Raw genomic sequence first — 19,770 nt, 5'->3', positions numbered from 1 at the left:
TCCCATTGCAGAAATGCAATAGAAACTGCTGCCGCAGCACGGAAAGAAACAATTTTAGACGATTCTGTTGCACGAACTGCAATGGAGCATGATTATTGTGGTGTGAGAGGGAATTCTATTGCACAAACTACACTAGAATCTGCGGCTGCGATGTGGTGCGCGACGTCTAAGGTGTTCAATACATTATCGATTACATACTTGCAGGTAAGTTAGAGGATTTATTGTACGCTGGGCAGTAAGAAACATTAATGTAGATTACATACTTTCGAGTTAGCTATCGAAGCAAGAAGTAGGCATCACTTTATGTGATATCCAATAAGTAGAGACAACTGTCTCCGCATAACAAGGTGCTGCCATCCAACAATGACAGCACCCTCTTTTGCGATGAACATCTTTTTTAGCGAAATTAGCATTTTCAGCTAATGAACATGAATAGGCTTAATGAGCGTATTCATTCATTTGTTCATGTAATGATTTATTTACTTATTGGTGCTGTGCTGTTTGGTGGCTAGTCTCTCTGCAGGGTTGCCGTTACCGTTTCTTCTTTTGTTGAGCTCGGCTTTACGCTGCGTATCCTGTACCTTTTGGACAAACTCACTCGTGCTTTCCAATTGTTGTTCCCTCCTCGGTTATGGGCATTTCTTTCAACTGCCTTTATTAGAATATCCAACATTAAAAAAAACAGGCGTTGGCATCATTTTTTTTGAAAAAATCGATAAATTGTAGCGGAGAGCTCCCTTATGGTACCGTTATATACGACAAGAACAGAGTCTTTCTCGCACAACTAGGTTGGGGCCCACCATACCTGAGAGGAATGATTGATGTGTTGTATACCAGCGTCTTATTTATTCATGTGTTAGCTGCGGTGATGGGGCTTGGAGTGGTATTTGGTTTTCCGATATTAGTGAGAATGGCGAAGACGGCTACTCAGGCTAAGTATACCCTGCAGCTATTGAAAAATTTAGAGATTTTGCCCAAGGTGGGGAGCATCAGCTTATTACTGACCGGTCTTATCATGGGGATTTTGGAAACCTCATTGTTCACGGAGGCGTGGTTTATCGCGTCAATCGCCATCTACTTGATTACTCAGATATTTGTGATCGGCATGCTGCCGAGAAACTTGAAAGCGCAAGCGGCCATCTTGGAAAATCATAAGGGAGAAGAACTCCCTCCCGAGTATAAAGCGATAACCAAGCAGTCAGCAAAAATAGAAGGCATAACGCATGTTTTTGCATTTCTGCTCATCTTACTGATGGTGTATCAGCCATTTTGATAAAGTTAATTAGCGTTTAAATATAGAGGGAAGTTATAAGATTAAATGAACTTCAGTTAACCATACGAGCGGAGCGGGAGATTTTATGTTTAGAGTCATTGCAAGGGCACAAATCAGAGAGGGCTTTGAATCGGAAGCAGTCGAAGCGGCGAAGCAGGGAAAAGCTGTTCAGCAGCTAATGGAGCAAGGGGAGATCATGACGATTGGATGCTTCAAATGTGGGCGCAACGTGTTCATTTACTGTGATAACTAGACCGAGTGCTCGAACCAGAGGAGCTGCTACCGGTGCTGCCTAGAAAGCTAAGTACGACGGGGACACCGGCGGATTGGAACGATTCCAGAATGGATACTCATTTTCAGCCGTGGGAGGATGGGCATCTATATTTCAAGCCGATCGAGCAGCTGTTTGCTTATTACTGTGCTTCTCCAAAAAAAAGGCGCTAAAGTATAGGCTGATATTTGCCTTTATTGGACGAAATATGGTACAATAAAATCAATTGCAAGTTTGAAGCAAATATTCACAATACACTGCTGTTTATAAATGATAACTGCCCCTTACTCTAAGTTCGAGGCAGTTTTTCCTTTTTTATCGCGAAGGGGGCTGACCACATGTACAATCGTAAAAAACCGCTTGAAGAAATTCCGGAAGAAAACACGAAGGTATGGACATGCGAGACGGAAGGGTGCAACAGTTGGATGCGCGATAACTTCGCGTTTGATCACGTTCCTACTTGTTTAATCTGCCATGAACCAATGGTCAGCGGCGAGAAAATGCTGCCCGCGCTCAATAACTCCAATAGTGACATGAAGACGTTGAAGAAGGGTACACCGATCATGTAGGTGTCCCTTCAGAGGCAAAGAGAAGCTGAGTTTTGCTCGGATGGCGAATGCCAACTGAACGAAGCTCAGCTTTTTTTTGTATTAATCTCAACTTTTGAATCCGTTTATATAGCTGAGCAAGATGACAGCATTTGCTGCAAAAGACGAACGCTAACGTTTGAGCTTGAACCTACAGTTAATCCGATTGCCCGCTAATTATCTCCGCTGTAGTGATGTTTCCTATAGTCGTTCGGCGTGCAGTTTGTGCGTTTCTTGAAGACACGGCTAAAATATTTCTCGTCTTGGAAGCCAACCAGCTCAGCAACCTGTGAAATTTTTAATTGCCCATTCCCCAGCAGCTCCTTCGCCCGCTTGATCCGAACCTCCGCAATAAAGTCTGACAGATTTCCGTTTGTCTCTTGCTTGAATTTACGCGAAATGTATTCCCTGCTTAAATAAAAGCGCTCGGATATATCCTGAAGCGTAATCTCCTCATGGGGATGCTGTTCAATATAGGTTGCGATGTCCTCGATGACACTTCGTTCCTTGTCATGTTCAGTCATTCTCATGGAAACATCGCATGTTTCCGTAAAGATGTCCTGCTTCCACTGCTCATAATCGAAAAATCCATGGGCATCCAAAGATAAGAGTGCCTGTTCCTCAGCTAAGTCATGCTTACTGTCACTTTTGCTTTTTTCGCTTTTGTATTCCCAAATGGACTTGGCTAACTCGAATTGCTGTCTCCAGTGGATCAGCTGCTCTAACGAAATGAAGCCAGCTTGATCAAGCGTATCGAACCATGGCTTTAAAGCGCGGCGTATCTGTTCTTTATTTCCGCTCTGTACCGCAAACTTTATTCTTTCCTCGTGCTCACTAAAGAGCAGCAGTGTGTTGTTTTGATGATGAACAGCCGCGTCAAAGGTATGGCAATACGAATCGTTAACGAGCAAGTTTCGGCGTAAAAGCGCATGCTTCGCTTGTTGATAAGCGATGGCCGCTGATGCAGGAAAGGCAGCAGAATGCCCGAGTCCAAAATGAAACCGCGTCTTGAGTATCATAAATATGGCATCATTTATTTCTTTAATCAATGCAGGCGCCGGCTCTCCATCTCCCCAGAATAGCAGCAATAGCTCTTGATCTTGTCCTCGGTGGCGAAGCGCGAAGCCGATTTCTTTGTCCTTTAGAAATTCATTGCAAATATTCGTCAAGGAGAACAACAGCAAATCGAGTCCTGAAGCGAATTTTTCTCTTATGAAGGGAGAGGTGAGCTCAAGCTTAACCAGCGCAATGCGTGCACGAGGTATGGGCTTCATAATACCCAATTCCAGTCTGAGCGTATCGGCAAAGTTAGGGTAGGAGCCAGGTTCGTTGATCAACGTTGAAAAATATTGCTCCAGGTACATCGGCTTAAGCTGATTAAGCTCGATGTTCATCCTATTTTTACGGCTTCGCTCCTGCTCCTCTGCATTATAGCTGCTTACCGCTTTCGCCAAAGCACTAATGAGCTGCTCTGCATCAATAGGCTTTAAAATATAATCGATACCGCCGTATTTTACGGCATGGCGAACGAGGCTAAAGTCGTCATGTCCGCTGATGACGATGATTTTACTAGCGGGCGCATGCTCAGCCACCCATTGCAGCAGCTCCGTGCCATCCATATTAGGCATCATCATATCGGTAAAAATAATTTCTGGCCGTTCCGTGCGAATTAATGCAGTAGCGGCCATGCCATCCTGTGCTTCGAGCAGCCTATCAATGCCGAATTCATCCCATGGGACAAGTAAACGAATCGCTTCCCTAACATGCTTCTCATCATCAATGATTAGTGCCTTCATCCTTCATTCTCCTTTGCTAGCGGAATATGAATCGTAACGGAAAAGCCCTGCGGCTTCACGTGACGCAGCTCCATAGCAGCCGTTTTGTCAAAATGCAGGCGCAGGCGCGAAAGCACATTATGTAGACCGATGCCGCCCTCCTCTTGATCATTCTGCTGCGCAGCTCCTAGCTTTGGAACCTTCTCCAGCTGAAGGAGCACCTCCTGAAGCCGCTCCTCGGATACACCACAGCCGTTATCCTGTACGGTAATGGAGAGCCATTCCCGCTGCTTATCCAAGCGGCTGCTAATTAGAAGTTCCGATGGCTCCTCAGATGATTGCACAAAGCCGTGCTTGAAAAAGTTTTCGAGGAGCGGCTGCAAAATCATTTTGGGAACGAGAATATGCCTTGTCTGCTCGTCGATCAGCAGTTGAACATGAAGAGCAGTGTCAAAGCGCTGCTTCTGCAGATCGAGATAAGCCTGTACATAATCGAGCTCCCTGCGCAGTTCCACGACCGAATCCATTGTGTTCATGTGATAGCGCATCATTTTGCCGAGAGACGTTAGGAGTGAATAGGCTTTGGTGTCGCCGTGCTGAAGTGAAACCGTACCAATCGATTGCAGCGCGTTATAAAGAAAGTGTGGATTTACTTGAGCTTGCAGCGCTTTCAACTCATTGGTTTTATTAGCAATCTCAAGCCGATATTCGGTCAAAATCAAATTGTTGATGGTCTGCATCATCGATCGAAACCGTCTTGCGAGCAGACCGATTTCATCATTGCTGTGTATATCAATCGATACGTTCAAATTACCCGTTTCAATCTTGTTCACATAACCGATTAAGCGCAGCAGCGGCTTCGTAAACCGAATCGAAATAAACAGTGTAGCTAATACAACGACACCAAGAAAAGCGATTCCGACTGCCGTATTAATGCGGGCAATGCGATCGGCAGCGCTAAAGAGATGTTTGTATGGCGTCTGCTTAATTAAATACCAGTCCATGTAGGGCGTCTTAATTCGATCATAAAAGATCATTCCTTTGAAATCTTCTTCCTTCCAGTCAAAATGCCCGCTGTCTTGTCCCGAGCCAAAAATCGTCCCGAGCCAGCTCTGCTTTGCGGATGTACCGATTTCGTTTTTGTTAGAGGAAAGCACAATTTGACCGTTGGAGTCTGCGATATAGAAGCTTTCTTCACCTCCGTCATAGAGCTGGCGGTTTAAATCCTCTAATACATGCAGCTTTACATCGATAGACAGCTCAGCGAGCAGCTCGTCACTGGGAGCGAGAAAGATTGGACGATGGAGCGTAAATACCATTTCCTCGCTTGCTGACGATTTGAGATCAACGAGTCCGTAATTATGGCTCATATGCGTAGGCTCAATAAATGCTTTCTTAAATGTCTGCGGGATAGGGACATTGTTTCGCCCAACCTTAATGTCGTCATTCCATAGTAGATACGTTGCGTTTTGGTTGACCGCATAAAGCCTTACTTTATGAAATTCACTGACGCTTTGATAGATGTTGTACAAATGATCCTTCAGCAGGTTGCGATTGCGGATGACGTCGGTAATATCGTTCGGGAATACCTCGTCCTCCATGCTGTGCTCCAAAATATAATACAAGGAGCGTGGAACGTTCATCGCGTTGTAGACAGCGAGAGACTTCTGATTGATGTTGTTCATATAGTTCATAATGTTGGTTTTCCCGAGCGACAGCAGTCGATTGTTTCGGGCAATTGCATCCTCTGTAATCGATTTGGTTGTCGCATTATAGGAGATAATCATCGAGGTTGCAATCGGCAAAATCGTAGCTGCGAGCAGCAAAAGCATGAGCTTTTTGCGAATGGTGTTAAATGGCTTAATCGTATTCATGACCGCAATCGCCCGCTTTCTGTTCAAGTCACTCTTGCATACACAGTAACCGATCATGCTGCGGATGGTCAATATAGTCCACCTACCTTATCATCATCCTCTGTGGTTTGAGGGGGGACTCGGTTTTATACTGTGAATATCAACAGATATATTCCGACATAGGGAAAGAGAAAGGGGACGAGAATGATGTCCAAAAAAATCAAGTGGAACGAATGGATACAGCAAACGGTATTTGTTGGACCGGGACTCATTGCCTTTATATTGATTGTGCTTGCGCCATTCGTGATGGGTTTTTACTACACCTTTACGGAATGGAACGGGATGGATTTGGGCAACGCCAAATGGGTAGGAATGAAAAATATAGTTAAGATTTTCTCCGACGATGAGCGTTTTTGGAATGCATTTTGGTTTACTACTAAATTTACGGTTGCCGCGGTTATCGTCACCAACCTGCTGGCATTTCTGTTATCTCTGCTGCTTACGCGAAACCTGAAGAGCCGCAACATTCTGCGAACCGTATTTTTTCTGCCTAACGTAATCGGAGGGCTGCTGCTCGGCTACATCTGGTATTTCATATTCGTAAGGGGCTTTCGTGCGATAGGGGAAGCAACGGGCATCGGGTTCTTTAACCTACAATGGCTTGGCACTCCAGATACCGCTTTTTGGGGCATCGTTATCGTATTCGTATGGCAAACAGCGGGGTATATGATGATTATTTATATCGCAGCCATGATCAGCGTGCCCAAGGATTTAATCGAGGCTGCCAAAATCGACGGGGCAGGAGCATGGCAAATGCTGCGTTCGGTAACCGTGCCGCTTATTATGCCAGCCATTACGATCTGCTTGTTCCTGACCACATCAAACTCGTTCAAAATGTTCGATCTTAACCTGTCGCTGACGGCTGGCGGACCCGGTAATGCAACGGAATCCATTGCACTAAATGTGTACCGCGAGGGACTGGTCAACAATCGGTATGGACTCGGAACGGCAAAAGCGATGATTTTCTTCTTCGGTGTTGCTTTAATTACGGTGACGCAGGTATGGTTCACGAAGAAGAAGGAGGTAGAGGCTTAATGGAAAACAGACAGCGTTATACACCTCTTATTTTATTGCTGGAGCTTATAGGGATTGCGGCTGCGCTCATCTTTTTGGCACCGTTCTACTTTTTGATCATCAACTCGTTCAAGGAGCTCAAGTTTATTTTGCTCAACGCCGCTTCGCTGCCTGAGAAGCTGGGGCTTGATAACTTCAAGCGTGCATGGGTTGCCATCGATTTTCCGACTGTGTTTCTGAATTCATTTATGGTAACTTCGATTAGCGTCCTTATGCTTGTCATCGTCAGCTCCATGATGGCTTATCGCTTGGTTAGGCGTCCGACGACCTTTAATAAAATTTTGCTGACGGTGCTTATTGCTGCCATGATCATTCCATTCCAATCGGTTATGCTGCCGCTTATGCGCATTACGTCGATGTTCGAATTACGCGGACATTTGTATGGTATCGTTATATGTTATATGGGCTTTGGCATTTCCTTATCGATGTTTCTGTATCATGGGTTCATTAAATCTGTTCCGCTAGAGGTAGAGGAAGCGGCGGTCGTGGACGGCTGCTCACCTTATGGCGTTTTCTGGCGAATCGTATTCCCGCTGCTGAAGCCGATCACGGTTACGGTCATTATTTTGAATGTGCTGTGGGTTTGGAATGATTATTTGCTGCCTGTGCTTGTCATTAATGATAAGCTGACTACGATTCCGCTCGCCGTGCAAAAGTTTTTTGGCCAATATTTGCGCAAATGGGATCTCGCCATGGCGGCGCTCACGCTTAGCACGATTCCGATTATCTTGTTTTTTTTGTTTTTACAAAAGCATATTATTGAAGGAATTACGGCCGGTTCTGTAAAAGGTTAACGATAAAAAAATTTAATATGGAAGTTATCAACATTTTACACCTAGAAGTACAATATATTCGGTGTTGTGCCACATTGTTGCACAATTATAATGACGTTGTAAGCGATACAAAAATAAGATATATAGAAAATTTGCGGGAGGTCATAAGATGAAAAAAATGTCCTTACTCATGTTAGTTGCTATTATGCTCATCGTTCTGGCGAGTGGCTGTGGAAGCAACAACAATAACGGCGCAAAGGGTACAAATGCACCAAAAGAAACAGAAAAAAGCGGTGAGACAGAGGCGACGGAAGCACCGAAGAAGAAGGACGTTACGATCAAGGTATTCCAGTTCAAAGTAGAGATTGCCGATGCACTTGCCAAAATGGCTGCCGAGTACGAGAAGGAAACGGGAGTTAAAGTAGATATCGAAACGCATGGCGGCGGTGAAGACTACAGTGCATTGCTGAAAGCAGAGCTAGCAGCGGGTGAGGAGCCTGAAATTTTCAACTCTAGCGGATGGGCAGGCTTCGATCCTTATGTGGATCGTGCGACTGACTTGACCGGTGAGGCTTGGGCGAAGGATTTGGTGGAAGCATCGAAAGCGCAAATTACGCGTGACGGAAAGCTGCTGGGCATGCCAATGAACCTTGAAGCTTACGGCTTCACATACAATAAGGATCTTTTTGCAAAAGCAGGCATCACAGATCTTCCGCAAACACTGGAGGACCTTGAAGCAGCAGCTAAAAAGCTGAAGGATGCGGGCATCATTCCATTCGCGCTTACTTCGGAGTGGTGGTCGATGGGCATTCATACGCTAAATATCGCATTCGCTAACCAAGCTGATCCAGCGGCATTTATTGAAGATGTGAAAGCGGGCAAAGTGAAGCTGAAAGACGATCCGATCATGAAGCAATGGATTCGCCTTGTGGACATTATGTTCGCGAATGGTCAAGACAATGCGCTGACAACGGATTACAATACACAGGTAGCTGAGTTCGCAGCAGGCAAATATGCGATGATTCAGCACGGCAACTGGATTCAAGGCATGATTGATGAAATTGACCCAGCGCTTAACCTTGGTATGATGGCTGTACCTCTTCAAGGAAAACCTAACGTATTTACCGGAGTGCCGAACAACTGGATCGTCAACAGCAAATCCGACCAAGTTGAAGAAGCAAAAGCATTCTTGAATTGGATGGTTACGTCGGAAACGGGCAAAAAATTCATTTCAACGGACTTCAAATTTGTACCGGCATTGTCCTCTATTGAGCCGAATCCAGAAGCGGTAGGCAAAATCGGCGGAGACTTTGCGACCTTCGCGAATGCAAACCCAGAGCAAGTGAAAAGCTGGAACTGGGATCGTTTCCCTGATGGCATCACACAGCAATGGGGTGCGGCTATGCAAGAATATCTCGGCAAGCAGATTACTAGTGATCAATTGCTTGAGAAATTCGACAAAGCGGTACAGGATATTGTGAAAAAATAATATTTTGAGCTAATAGAAGATCATGATGCTCCCGTATCTTCTATAATAGAAGAGGCAGCCCTAAGGTCATTGACCAAAGGAGCTGCCTCTTATTCGTGAGAGAACTTACCCGTAAACGAGATTATACGATGTCTCTATCCATCGCCTCGCAAATCAACATGGCGAATAGGCTGTTGGACCAAGCGAACCATTCTCGCGAGAATATGGACGGATCATCCGGATGGAAGCCCTCGTGCATAAAGCCCGTATCAGCATCCGTATTCACGAGCATATCGATAAGCTCTTTTATTTCTTCATTATTGTCGGCAGTCAGCGCCTGCATCGACAAAGCCATATGCCATACATGTCCGGCAGGCGTATGAGGGCTGCCTATGCCTTTGGCAAATTTGCCTTTAAAGTAAAACGGATTTTCGTGGCTCAGCGCAAACCTGCGTGTGTTTTGATAAATGGGATCGTCCACAGACGAATATCCGAAATAAGGAATAGACAGCAGTCCAGGTGTACCCGCATCATCCATAAGACAGTAGTTTCCATACCCATCCGTTTCATACGCATAAATTTTGCCGAATACCGGATGACTGACGATGCCGTACGCTCTGATGCCGAAGTCGATCTCCTGCCGCAGCTTTTCTGCTCTTCCCGCCAATTCTTTGTCTCCATACACTTGATCCGCAATATCCCGAATGTAGCCCAAAATAACGACGGCAAACATGTTGGATGGAATGTTGTAGCCGAACAGGCAAGCATCATCGCTTGGACGGAAGCCCGACCAAGACATGCCTGTGTAGTTGACCGGCAATCCTAACCCGTCATTTTGCAGCGTTTCGGTTTCTTTAAAGCCTGGTCGCACGAAGCGGTAAGGCGATTTCTCTTCATGTCGCTGCTCTGTTTTTATTACATTTACAATCGAGTTTAATGCTTGATAGCAGGCATCATCGAAAATATCGCTTTTGCCCGTTTCCTGCCAGTACATATAGGCGAGCTGGGTAGGGAAGCACAAGGAATCCAGCTCATATTTGCGCTCCCACATCCAAGCTGTCATATCCGATTGATCGCCTGCATTATAATGCTTGCCGCTTGCCGTTTCGTTAAACGCGTTCGTATAGGGATCTATATTAATGTAGAACATCTGACGGCGAATCACGCCGCTAATAATACGCTGCAGATCAACATCCTCCTTGGCATAGGGGATGTAATGACGAACCTGCTCCGTTGAATCCCGCAGCCACATAGCCGGAATATCTCCTGTAATGACAAAGGTTGTGCCGTCGTCCATCAGCTTGATCGTCGTCTCCAGCGTATTTGGAAAACAATTTTTGAAAAGCTTTTGCAGCTTGGGACGATGCGCAAGGCGCTGGTCCGCTTCAGATAATACGTTAATAATGGAATCTGGTAACTTCATAGGGTAAACCTCCTGATTAGTTCAATTGTAGAGAGTAGGTTATAATTTTTGCTTTTCCAATGGTTTGGCGTACTAGGCTGTTCTGGATGCTCGCGGCCTCTTGGCGGCGTTCCAAAATATCGCTTTGATAAATATGATCTACGCCAAAATTAGCTTCAAACGCCAGCTCATGCGGCTCGCCCGCAAGGTTATACCAACGAATAATGACATCGCCGCTTTGCTGCGATACTTTAAAGGCGGACAAGGCGAACCCTTTGCCTTCCCACTTCAGGGGCTCATAGGTTGCCGGGAGCGAGCCTTGTTGATTTCCGGTTTGCAGGGCGAACCAAGGGGCTTGGAATTGGTAAGCTTCCACAAATGCCTCCGAAGCAATAGCATCGCCGGCGTGCGGGAATAGGGAGAACTCTACCGTATGCTCGCCAAGACATTGCGCCTCCGGTGTCGGGAATACTCCCCAATCTCCCAGCTCAGAAACAGAACGGAGAAGCGTTACAGCTATGGTATTAGATCCATCGCGAAGCACTTCGTATTCGTTAAGACCTTTATTAGCGACACTTAAGCCGTGTTCGCCGTCCGACACACTAACAAACGCGTGTTGATGCTGTGCATTGCTTGGATTCACCCACTCTTCCGCTGGCGTCGTGTCACGGGAAGCGACCTCGAAGATCGAGTCAGCCAAATGCTTGTCAGACTTCAGCCCAGTAGGGAACAATACGCGAAGACGATGATCCTTGGCCTGATTATGGAAGGATGCCTGCAGCTGCAGCCCTTTGCCGGAATGCTCTAGGCTAACGCGAGTGACGATGCGCATCGAAACCATATGCTCTACGCGTTTGGCCTGCCGATCGCGGAAACGTACCATTTTTCGTTTTTCTGTGGTAAATGTATCATCGGCCCTGGCTGGAACTGCCCATTCATGGACAATCTCGTACGTGACCCGATAAGCTTCGTTCTCAACAAGTGTTATGGTTGCCGGGACACCCTTGGTCGTAAGAGGCTGTTCTCCCTCAGGCTGCCTGAATACATATTCATTGCCAATATCACCACAATCCTCGTAAATACCAAGTCCCGGGAATGTCTTACCGGTTACTTTATCCGTTAAATTAAAAGATCCGTCTGCTTCAAAGCTTACAGCAATATATTGATTTTCCATGCCGCTTGGGCTGGCGATTAGTGATGTACTAGGCGTTAACGCCGATGATGTAGCGGATTCATGCCAAGCATACGTTTTAAAGCCAAGTGCGGGAACCCGGCTTGCTTCAAACGTTAACTTTATTTTGCGAGCCATATAAGGCTGGCGGAATTTATCCTTCGGCAGCTCATAACCGAAATGAACGCCTAAATCCTCCACTTTGGCAGCAATAGCATAACCCTCGTCATCCAGCAGAGCCCCATTCTCCAAATGAAGCGGAAGCTTCTCAAGCCGCTCAGCAATGGCAGCAGGGTTAGGCCCTTCCTTGAAATAAGCTTTGGCAATGATTAGCTCCACGCTAACTGTACCGCTGCGCTCCCAACCCGTCATGTTGAAAATAGCAACAGGCACACTGGATTCTGCCCAGGCTTTAACCCCGCTTGTATCGATCTGTCCCGTAATTGCACGCAGGCTCTCCGCTATGATGGATTCGGCCGTATGGCGGCTCTTATCGAATCGCGTCACCATTTCCTGATGCACTTCGTCTACGCTGCAGCCGCAAATACTGTCATGAGGATGATTTTGCATAAGCGTCTTCCAGGCATAGGTCAATAGCTGATGCGGATAGCTTTGACTGCTAACCAAATGAGCAAGTGCAGCTAGAGGCTCAGCGCCTTTCTCCAGCAAGGTTTGTCCCTGTTGATTGAGCTGCTTCAAGTAAACCCGAGCGGAAGCCGTGTTGACGAGCGTACTCCATCCGTCTGTATGCTGGCTGCGCAGCTCGCCTTCGACCGTCGTCAAATGGGAAGGCAGCTGTCCCTTCAACGCTTCGATATATTGCTCAAAGCTGGAATGAACAAAGGTGACGTCTGGGAAAAGCTCGCTTGCCGTGCGGATGCCCTCGGTTAAGTTGGTCTGAATAGGCTGATGGTCACAGCCGTTCATGAATAGAAGCTCTGGTGTAGAAGCATATTTGCTGGCATCGCCTAGCCGTTTGGTCCAATAGGCTTTCGCTTCTTCTGGATCAGTCGGCACTTCCATCCCGTTGTTGTACCAGTTTGCGAAAAGCAGTCCCAGCACGGTCGAACCGTCAGGAGAGGTCCAGTGCATTTCTGAATAGGGAGATTCATAGCTGGAGCCAGTCGTTTCACCGACCATATTATCGAAGCCGGTCGGCTTAACACCCCGTCCAAACACAGCGGTATCAATATCTGCTTGTTTCAGCATTTGTGGAGCCTGCCCCATATTGCCGAAGGAATCGGGGAAATAACCAAGCTTCGAAATAACGCCATAATAAGCAGCATCTTGATGCCCAATTAACAAGTTGCGGACATTCGCCTCGGAGCTTGTCAGAAATTCATCTTGCAGCACATACCATGGACCGATAATAATCCGGCCTTCTCGAATGTATTTCTCGAGCACTTCCCGTTTCTCAGGATGAATCTGTAGATAGTCTTCAATAATGATCGTCTGTCCGTCCAGATGAAAGCTGCGGAAGCTGTCATCCTCTTCCAAGATGCGAAGCAAATCGTTCATTAGCTCTGCGAGCAGCGTATGGTGGTATTCGTAAGGCATGTACCATTCACGGTCCCAATGGGTGTGGGAAATAAGATGGGCGGTTTTGTTTGTCACGGTCAAAAGCCTCCTGAATTGGATTGGAATTGTATGCGTGTTCATAAGAGATAATTGATAACGGCTGTTCAGAAACAGGCATTCGTAAGAAAGGTTCACACATTTATCTGCAAAGCACAATATGTATCACTTGCACCCCATTTTCGGACAGCATATCTAACACATTAAGAGCGTTCTGATGAGCTCAAATAGGACAACTGTCATTGCGAAAAGCCTGTAAATCCCTATGGTTACGGCGTTTTCGAATGACAATGCAGATCATACATATTTACCGTTGCTGATGAAAACGAATACAATTTGGAATGTAAGCGCTAGTCAATTACAATGCCGTTTGCCGGTAGAGTGAAGCTGCGAATAACAACATAGAGAGAGGAGGATTCGAGAGAGATGGAAGGAAACGAATTGCAAGCTGTTCCATTAAACAAGAAAACAAGCGGAAACAAGCCGCTCGCAAAAAAGATGCTGCAAAACTGGGAGCTCTACTTATTTATGACTCCTGTCATGCTGTACTTTCTTATCTTCCATTATGGTCCGATGTACGGTATCCAGATTGCTTTCAAAAATTTCATTCCGACAAAAGGCATTATGGGGAGTCCGTGGGTAGGCTTCGAGCATTTCGAGAGATTTTTTAACTCCTATTATTTTTGGGACTTATTGTGGAATACGTTCAGCATTAGCTTATATGAGCTGGCCATCGGTTTTCCGCTGCCGATCATTCTAGCGTTAGCATTTAATGAAATTAAGAACGGCTATTTTAAGAAAACTGTGCAAACGGTTACTTATGCACCGCATTTTATTTCTGTCGTCGTAATGGCCGGGATGATCATAACATTCTTGTCGCCATCATCGGGAATGCTTGTAAGACTGATCGAGCTGCTTGGCATGGAGCCGGCTGCCTATCTTACGGATCCAAAATGGTTTAAGACGGTGTACGTCTTGTCAGGCGTGTGGCAAAGCGCGGGCTGGGGGACAATTATTTATCTTGCAGCATTGTCTGGCGTAGATCCACAGCTGCATGAGGCTGCTATCGTCGATGGCGCAAGTCGACTCAAACGAGTGCTGCACATCAACTTGCCGACGATTGTACCGACCATCACCATTTTATTGATTTTGAACATGGGCAATATTTTGGGCGTTGGCTTCGAGAAAATTTTGCTGCTGCAAAATCCATTAAATATGGGGTCATCGGATGTCATCTCTACATTTGTTTACCGAACCGGGCTAGTAGATGCACAATATAGCTTCTCTACGGCCGTGGGCTTGTTCAATTCAGTAGTGAATGCGCTTTTGCTAATTATGGTCAACAAAATTGCGAAACGCACAAGCGAAACCAGTCTTTGGTAGGAAGGAGGAGCAGAAACGTATGGTTACAGCAGTAAAAGAATCAAAGGGCGACAAGCTGTTTCTCATTTTGAACTATATTTATTTGCTACTCGCGCTAATCGTTGTGTTGTACCCGGTACTCTATATGGTCAGCGCTTCGATAAGTGATCCGAAATACGTCAATTCAGGCGAAATGTGGCTGTTTCCGAAGGGAATTACGTGGGAAGGGTACAAGCTGGTATTCGATAACGCGAAAGTTTGGAACGGATATCTCAATACGGTCATTTACACGATCGTTGGTACTCTGCTCAATCTAGTCGTTACCCTGCCTGCCGCGTATGCGCTGAGCAGAACCGATTTCATAGGACGCAAACTGTTCATGGGCATCATTCTAGTTACGATGTTCTTTAGCGGAGGCCTTGTGCCGAGTTACTTGTTAATTAAAAACCTAGGCCTCATTAACAGCATGGGTGCGCTTATTTTGCCAGTCGCGGCCTCGGTATGGAATATCATCGTGGCGAGAACCTTTTTCCAGTCTACGATTCCGAAGGAGCTGCAAGAAGCTGCACATATGGATGGGTGTACAAACTTGAAGCTATTTGTCCGTATTATTTTACCGCTATCCTCACCGATTATTGCGGTTATGGCTCTCTTTTATGGAGTAGGGCATTGGAATAGTTATTTTTCCGCGTTGATTTATTTGAATGACGAGGCGAAATATCCGCTTCAAATGATTTTGCGTCAAATTCTAGTGCTGCAGGAAATGACGGCAGAGACTACGGGTGCCGCGGTTAGCGGTGAGGTAGCGATGGCTATGAATTCCAAGGCAGATGCAGCTTCTTTGGTCAAATATGCGGTCATTATTGTATCGACACTTCCGATCATTGCTGTTTATCCGTTTTTGCAGCGTTACTTCGTACAAGGCGTCATGATTGGCTCTGTAAAGGGTTAGTTGCCTTGTTCGGAGCTTTTCCGAAGGACTTTGTGAGATAATGGACGAAGGAAATCATTCCTTTGCTTATTATATAGCTCCATTTAAATAGTATAGAGGAAAAAAGGGAGGATTTAAGAATGTACAAATCGAGAAAAGCTTTAACACTTCTGATGGCAGGAGTGATGACGGTTACATTGTTGGCTGGCTGCGGCTCGTCCGGTGACAAGGAAAAAGGAAATACGGCGGGAGCGGGAGCAGGAGCAGCTGAAGACGTGAATAAGGAAGGCTTCCCAATCGTTAACGAGAAAATCACCTTAACGCTAATGGCGCCGGACATCGGTATTCAGAACTGGAATGACATGCCGGTAATGGACGAAATGGAGAAATTGACGGGCATTAAATTTGAGTATTTGAATGCGCCTAGAGACAGCTTTGATACGAAGAAAAACCTAGTTTTTGCAAGCGGCGATTATCCTAATGTATTGTTTGGCGCAAAGCTAACTCAGGCTGAGGAGCTGAATTATGGTGGACAAGGCATTCTCATTCCACTGGAAGACCTTATTGACGAATATGCACCCAATGTGAAGAAGCTGCTTGAGACTTACCCGGATATTCGCAAATCCATCACAGCACCGGACGGGCATATTTACTCCTTGCCAAGATTTGATTTAAACCAGCCATGGTACCGCAATCCGCTTTGGTATAACGGCGACTTTCTGAAAGCGCTTGATATTAAGAAAATTCCTGAAACAACGGAGGAATTGTACACCTATTTGAAGCGGGTCAAAGAAGAAGATCCGAACGGCAATGGCCAAAAAGACGAAATTCCACTCGCTTCCTCCTCGAAGATGAGAGATTTGAGGACGTGGATTCTAGGAGCTTTTGGCGCATATGAGGAAGAAATTTATGTAGATGAGAAGGATGTTGTTCATTATACGCCTATGGAAGAGCCTTACAAGGCGTACCTGGAATATATCAATCGTCTTTGGAGTGAGGAACTGCTCGATCATGAGTCATTCTCTCAAACGGATGATCAGAAGAAAGCAAAAGCTAAAAACAATCAAGTCGGGTTGTTCTCGGAGTGGCATGCATACTTTACACTTGGCGGCGAGCCAGACACAGAAGATGTGCTGTTCAGCCCTGTGAAGAGTGATATGGTAGCAGCTCCTGCAATTGCAAAAAATAGAGGTTATTCAACAGGTGCCTTCGCAATTACGAGCAGCAACAAAGCGCCGGAAGCGTCGATGCGTTGGGTCGATTATTTGTACTCCTATGATGGAGCAATGCTGTTTGACAAAGGACCTGAAGGTACGCTCTGGAAATATACAGACAAAGCTTCAATGACGAAGGAATGGCTGCCTGTTCCAGGCGGCGGCGATCGGGAGGAATACCGCTCAACACTTACACCTAACTATGGTATTGCCGCGCCTATGGTTATTAGCGATGACCTTACAAAGGGCTTGAGAACAGAGTTCGATGAGTGGGTAACCAAGGAAAATAAGGAAAAGCTGTTGGATCGCGGTGCAAAAGTTCCGTTTCCAGCTTTGTTCTTGACTGCAGAAGAGTCGGCTGAGGTTACAAAACTTCGCTCTGACCTGAGCACTTATGTTATGCAAATGGAAGCAAAGTTTATTACAGGTCAAGATTCGATGAGCGGTTGGGATAAATATGTTGGAACGATCAAGAAAATGGGTGGAGAACGGATGGCGGAGATTTATCAGACGGCATACGACCGCTGGAAAACGAGCTAACATCTAAGTAAATAAGCCAACTCTTGCACCGGAAACGGTGCTTAAGAGTTGGCTTTGATTATGAGCATTATGACAATGATGGGCTTTACTCCACATGGTGGACTTCGGGAGCATTAAGCTTACGGTATTGCCCTGGGGTAAGGCCTGTCTCTTTCTTAAATTTACGAATAAAGTTCGGTGTATCCAAGTATCCGACTTGCTCAATAATGTCTTTAAGTGGAGCATCGGTGCTCAGCAGCAGGCGCATGACTTCCTCCATACGGCAGCGCGAAATATATTGTGAAAAGTTGAGACCTGTTTTTTCTTTAAAGCTGCGGCTCAAATAGGAAGTTGAGATCGCGTATTTCAAGGCGATATGCTCCAGACTGAGCGTGTAATCCGCATATTGTTGATCCACGTACGCTACGATATCGTCCATTAAAGAATGCTGCTCGGTTTCGGTATTTCTCTCTACCTGCGCGCAGATTTGTGCGGCTAGTCCGTTCAGCTTGTGCTCGGTTTCTTCAAGTGTTTCAAATGTAGCCAAAGACGAGATATGCTGAATGACGCTGTGCATGCCCATCTCAGATGCTGTTCGCAGCATGGCGTTCAGAAGGTCATAGCAAAAGCATCGCAGCAAGGAAACGGATAAGGACTCATTTTTCATATCATCAATTATACTGCCAATCATTTGTCTTGCTACGGATTCATTGCCTTGCTTCAAACTTTGCTCCAGCTTGAGCAGTGATTTCTTGGGAATCCAGAATGTCTCTGTATCAGGCGAGCTGAGCTCTGCCAAGTGTTCAAAGTAAGTGACATGGCCATTACCTCCTGCCAATCGGAATTCCAGCGCGGTAGCCGCTTCGATAAAGGATTGATTAAGCTCTGCCAGATTCTCGTATGGTGTACCAACCCCTAGCGATGGCAGCAGCTGCGAGTTTTCCATAATCATGAGCTTTATGGACTCAACGATTTGTTCAATCTGCTGCTGCAAAGGTACGGACTCTGATGGTACAAGGCTAACCATGAACGCAAATTGCTCTGCTGGAGAGAACTCGATGCCATAAACTCGCGAATGGAGATCCGGCAGCTCCAATTCATGGAGCATTTCCTGCATCTGCTGGCGTTCCTGACGGGAATTTTCGCCCGTATTGGAAGCATTCCAAGCCAAAATAACAGAGAAATAATACCCTTGCCCCTGCGGAAGCTCAAGTCCTGCATCCAAGACTAGCTGCTCGATCTCTGGGTCGTCAGGTTTGCCATGCTTGAGTAGAAGCAGCAAGCATTGATTGCGAACATAAGGCTCCTGTATATCTATTCGAGCATTATAATCATGAATGGTCTGCTTAATCCAATCCCATTCGTTGCTGATTTTTGCTGAATCTAATGCAGTGCTTTTGCTCTTTTGTTTGGCGAACTCCATTAAATCTTTAATGGGATGGTATTGACGCTTGGCCAATAACATAGCTGCGGCAATGCCAGTCAGTACAACGATACTGAATACAAGCAGAATCAGAGTTTGAATGTGAACGACACGGCTGAAAAATTGATGGCTCGGCATTGCGGCGACGTAAGTCCATCCATTCTCTTGCGATAGCACAGCAACAACAGACTGCTTCTCACCGTTAAGTGTCAGGCTGTGAATGCCTGGCTGCAAAGCAGAAAGGACAGATAAGTCGCCCTGCGGCATGCTTGCCCCATGATTATTGGCCGTCAGCATTTTGCCGTCCTGATCAAAGATATAGCTGCTGCCGGAAAAGTTGTTGAGGATGGAATCCATGACACCGGTCAGCTTGGACTCTTCCATCAAATAGACAACGGTTCCATAAGGGAAAGGATCATTTGGCATAATCGGAACGAGCAGAGTAAGCATAGATTCCTTGCGATAGTTAACGTTGACCTGCTCAGCAGGACGCATAATCGGACCTTTGGCTTCATTTAGGTCATGAAGCAAATCCTCTTTACTCGCATGATTAAACTGATAGGTTTGGCTAAATAAAACATCTACATTGGTGAGACCGCGAGATGAGTAAATAGTAGAATCATCATGGAAATATAGGAATAAATCTTCCAAAATGCTGCTGTTGGCTTTGTAGGTAGAAAGTTGACGAATAGCTTCCCAGCCGAAATAGGGATCACGAACCATATAAGGCGTTAATTGCTCGTCGTAGGCTATTTTGCTGGCGATTTCCTGAAGCTCTCTCATCCGGTCATCAATCGTCATTTTCACTTGATTCAATTGATTCACATTGGACTGTTCAATCTCAGAGCGAAGACCAGTGACTGCGTTTTCATAAACGAATATGGTAACTCCGGTCAAAGGGATTAGAAAGATGAGTATGTACGACAAGGCGTATTTCAGAAGTAAGCTTGATTTCAAATGATTCCAATTTATTTTGGCTCGTGACAACGAAGTTGACTTAGATGTGTGCTTTGACACGACTGTGTTCGCCTCCAGTACG

16 protein-coding genes are annotated in these 19,770 nt (G+C 45.8%); 10 read left to right on the top strand and 6 right to left on the bottom strand.

The window, feature by feature from the left end:
- Positions 1–479: 479 nt before the first annotated feature.
- The gene (locus AC787_RS15190) at positions 480–611 is read right to left on the bottom strand and encodes a DUF4023 domain-containing protein (protein ID WP_054025546.1); all 132 of its coding nucleotides are present in this window, start codon (positions 609–611) and stop codon (positions 480–482) included.
- Positions 612–823: 212 nt separating this feature from the next.
- On the opposite strand from AC787_RS15190, the gene AC787_RS15185 reads away from it, so the two are divergent.
- The 4 genes from AC787_RS15185 to AC787_RS15180 all read left to right on the top strand — a co-directional run bounded on the left by AC787_RS15185 (position 824) and on the right by AC787_RS15180 (position 2,113).
- Positions 824–1,273 (top strand): DUF2269 family protein, encoded by a 450-nt coding sequence (locus tag AC787_RS15185; RefSeq protein WP_161807544.1) that lies wholly within the window; start codon positions 824–826, stop codon positions 1,271–1,273.
- 85 nt (positions 1,274–1,358) lie between these two features.
- Entirely contained in the window at positions 1,359–1,526 is a 168-nt protein-coding gene (locus tag AC787_RS34105; protein ID WP_161807543.1) for a hypothetical protein, read from the top strand.
- A gap of 32 nt (positions 1,527–1,558) precedes the next feature.
- Complete coding sequence (locus AC787_RS34370; RefSeq protein ID WP_162531872.1) at positions 1,559–1,717, top strand: hypothetical protein; 159 nt, start codon at positions 1,559–1,561, stop codon at positions 1,715–1,717.
- Positions 1,718–1,882: 165 nt separating this feature from the next.
- Positions 1,883–2,113: a cold-shock protein gene (locus AC787_RS15180; RefSeq protein WP_053373644.1), complete on the top strand. Its 231-nt coding sequence runs from the start codon at positions 1,883–1,885 to the stop codon at positions 2,111–2,113.
- Positions 2,114–2,304: 191 nt separating this feature from the next.
- Here AC787_RS15180 and AC787_RS15170 read toward each other — a convergent pair whose 3' ends face one another.
- Entirely contained in the window at positions 2,305–3,927 is a 1,623-nt protein-coding gene (locus AC787_RS15170; protein ID WP_054025543.1) for a response regulator, read from the bottom strand.
- On the bottom strand, positions 3,924–5,852 hold the full coding sequence (locus tag AC787_RS15165; protein WP_054025542.1) for a sensor histidine kinase: 1,929 nt from the start codon (positions 5,850–5,852) through the stop codon (positions 3,924–3,926). The genes AC787_RS15170 and AC787_RS15165 overlap by 4 nt, the downstream gene beginning before the upstream one ends.
- A 114-nt stretch (positions 5,853–5,966) precedes the next feature.
- Here AC787_RS15165 and AC787_RS15160 point away from each other — a divergent pair, with 114 nt between their 5' ends.
- The 3 genes from AC787_RS15160 to AC787_RS15150 all read left to right on the top strand — a co-directional run bounded on the left by AC787_RS15160 (position 5,967) and on the right by AC787_RS15150 (position 9,155).
- A complete protein-coding gene (locus AC787_RS15160; protein ID WP_054025541.1) occupies positions 5,967–6,854 on the top strand; it encodes a carbohydrate ABC transporter permease in 888 nt (295 codons plus the stop codon).
- Positions 6,854–7,687, top strand: a complete 834-nt coding sequence (locus AC787_RS15155; protein ID WP_054025540.1) for a carbohydrate ABC transporter permease — start codon at positions 6,854–6,856, stop codon at positions 7,685–7,687. Before AC787_RS15160 ends, AC787_RS15155 begins: the two co-directional genes overlap by 1 nt.
- Positions 7,688–7,835: 148 nt before the next feature.
- Positions 7,836–9,155 carry an ABC transporter substrate-binding protein gene (locus tag AC787_RS15150; protein WP_054025539.1) on the top strand — a complete coding sequence of 440 codons (1,320 nt, stop codon included), beginning with the start codon at positions 7,836–7,838 and terminating at the stop codon, positions 9,153–9,155.
- Positions 9,156–9,276: 121 nt separating this feature from the next.
- Here AC787_RS15150 and AC787_RS15145 read toward each other — a convergent pair whose 3' ends face one another.
- Together AC787_RS15145 and AC787_RS15140 are read right to left on the bottom strand one after the other, a co-directional pair.
- Positions 9,277–10,557, bottom strand: coding sequence for a glycoside hydrolase family 125 protein (locus AC787_RS15145; protein WP_054025538.1), 1,281 nt, complete (start codon positions 10,555–10,557; stop codon positions 9,277–9,279).
- A 16-nt stretch (positions 10,558–10,573) separates the two neighbouring features.
- Complete coding sequence (locus AC787_RS15140) at positions 10,574–13,366, bottom strand: alpha-mannosidase (RefSeq protein ID WP_054027081.1); 2,793 nt, start codon at positions 13,364–13,366, stop codon at positions 10,574–10,576.
- Positions 13,367–13,708: 342 nt separating this feature from the next.
- Here AC787_RS15140 and AC787_RS15135 point away from each other — a divergent pair, with 342 nt between their 5' ends.
- From AC787_RS15135 to AC787_RS15125, 3 genes are all read left to right on the top strand, one after another.
- Positions 13,709–14,665, top strand: a complete 957-nt coding sequence (locus AC787_RS15135) for an ABC transporter permease (RefSeq protein ID WP_054025537.1) — start codon at positions 13,709–13,711, stop codon at positions 14,663–14,665.
- A 19-nt stretch (positions 14,666–14,684) separates the two neighbouring features.
- The gene (locus AC787_RS15130) at positions 14,685–15,596 is read left to right on the top strand and encodes a carbohydrate ABC transporter permease (RefSeq protein WP_054025536.1); all 912 of its coding nucleotides are present in this window, start codon (positions 14,685–14,687) and stop codon (positions 15,594–15,596) included.
- Between the two features lie 119 nt (positions 15,597–15,715).
- Entirely contained in the window at positions 15,716–17,329 is a 1,614-nt protein-coding gene (locus AC787_RS15125) for an extracellular solute-binding protein (protein ID WP_054025535.1), read from the top strand.
- Between the two features lie 85 nt (positions 17,330–17,414).
- Here AC787_RS15125 and AC787_RS15120 read toward each other — a convergent pair whose 3' ends face one another.
- On the bottom strand, positions 17,415–19,748 hold the full coding sequence (locus AC787_RS15120) for a helix-turn-helix domain-containing protein (protein WP_235560985.1): 2,334 nt from the start codon (positions 19,746–19,748) through the stop codon (positions 17,415–17,417).
- Positions 19,749–19,770: the final 22 nt, after the last annotated feature.

Source organism: Bacillus sp. FJAT-28004, from assembly GCF_001280845.1.
Lineage (GTDB): Bacteria > Bacillota > Bacilli > Paenibacillales > Paenibacillaceae > Pristimantibacillus.
The sequence above is the reverse complement of the archived record's forward strand: the minus strand, read 5'-3'. Positions and strand labels throughout refer to the sequence as shown.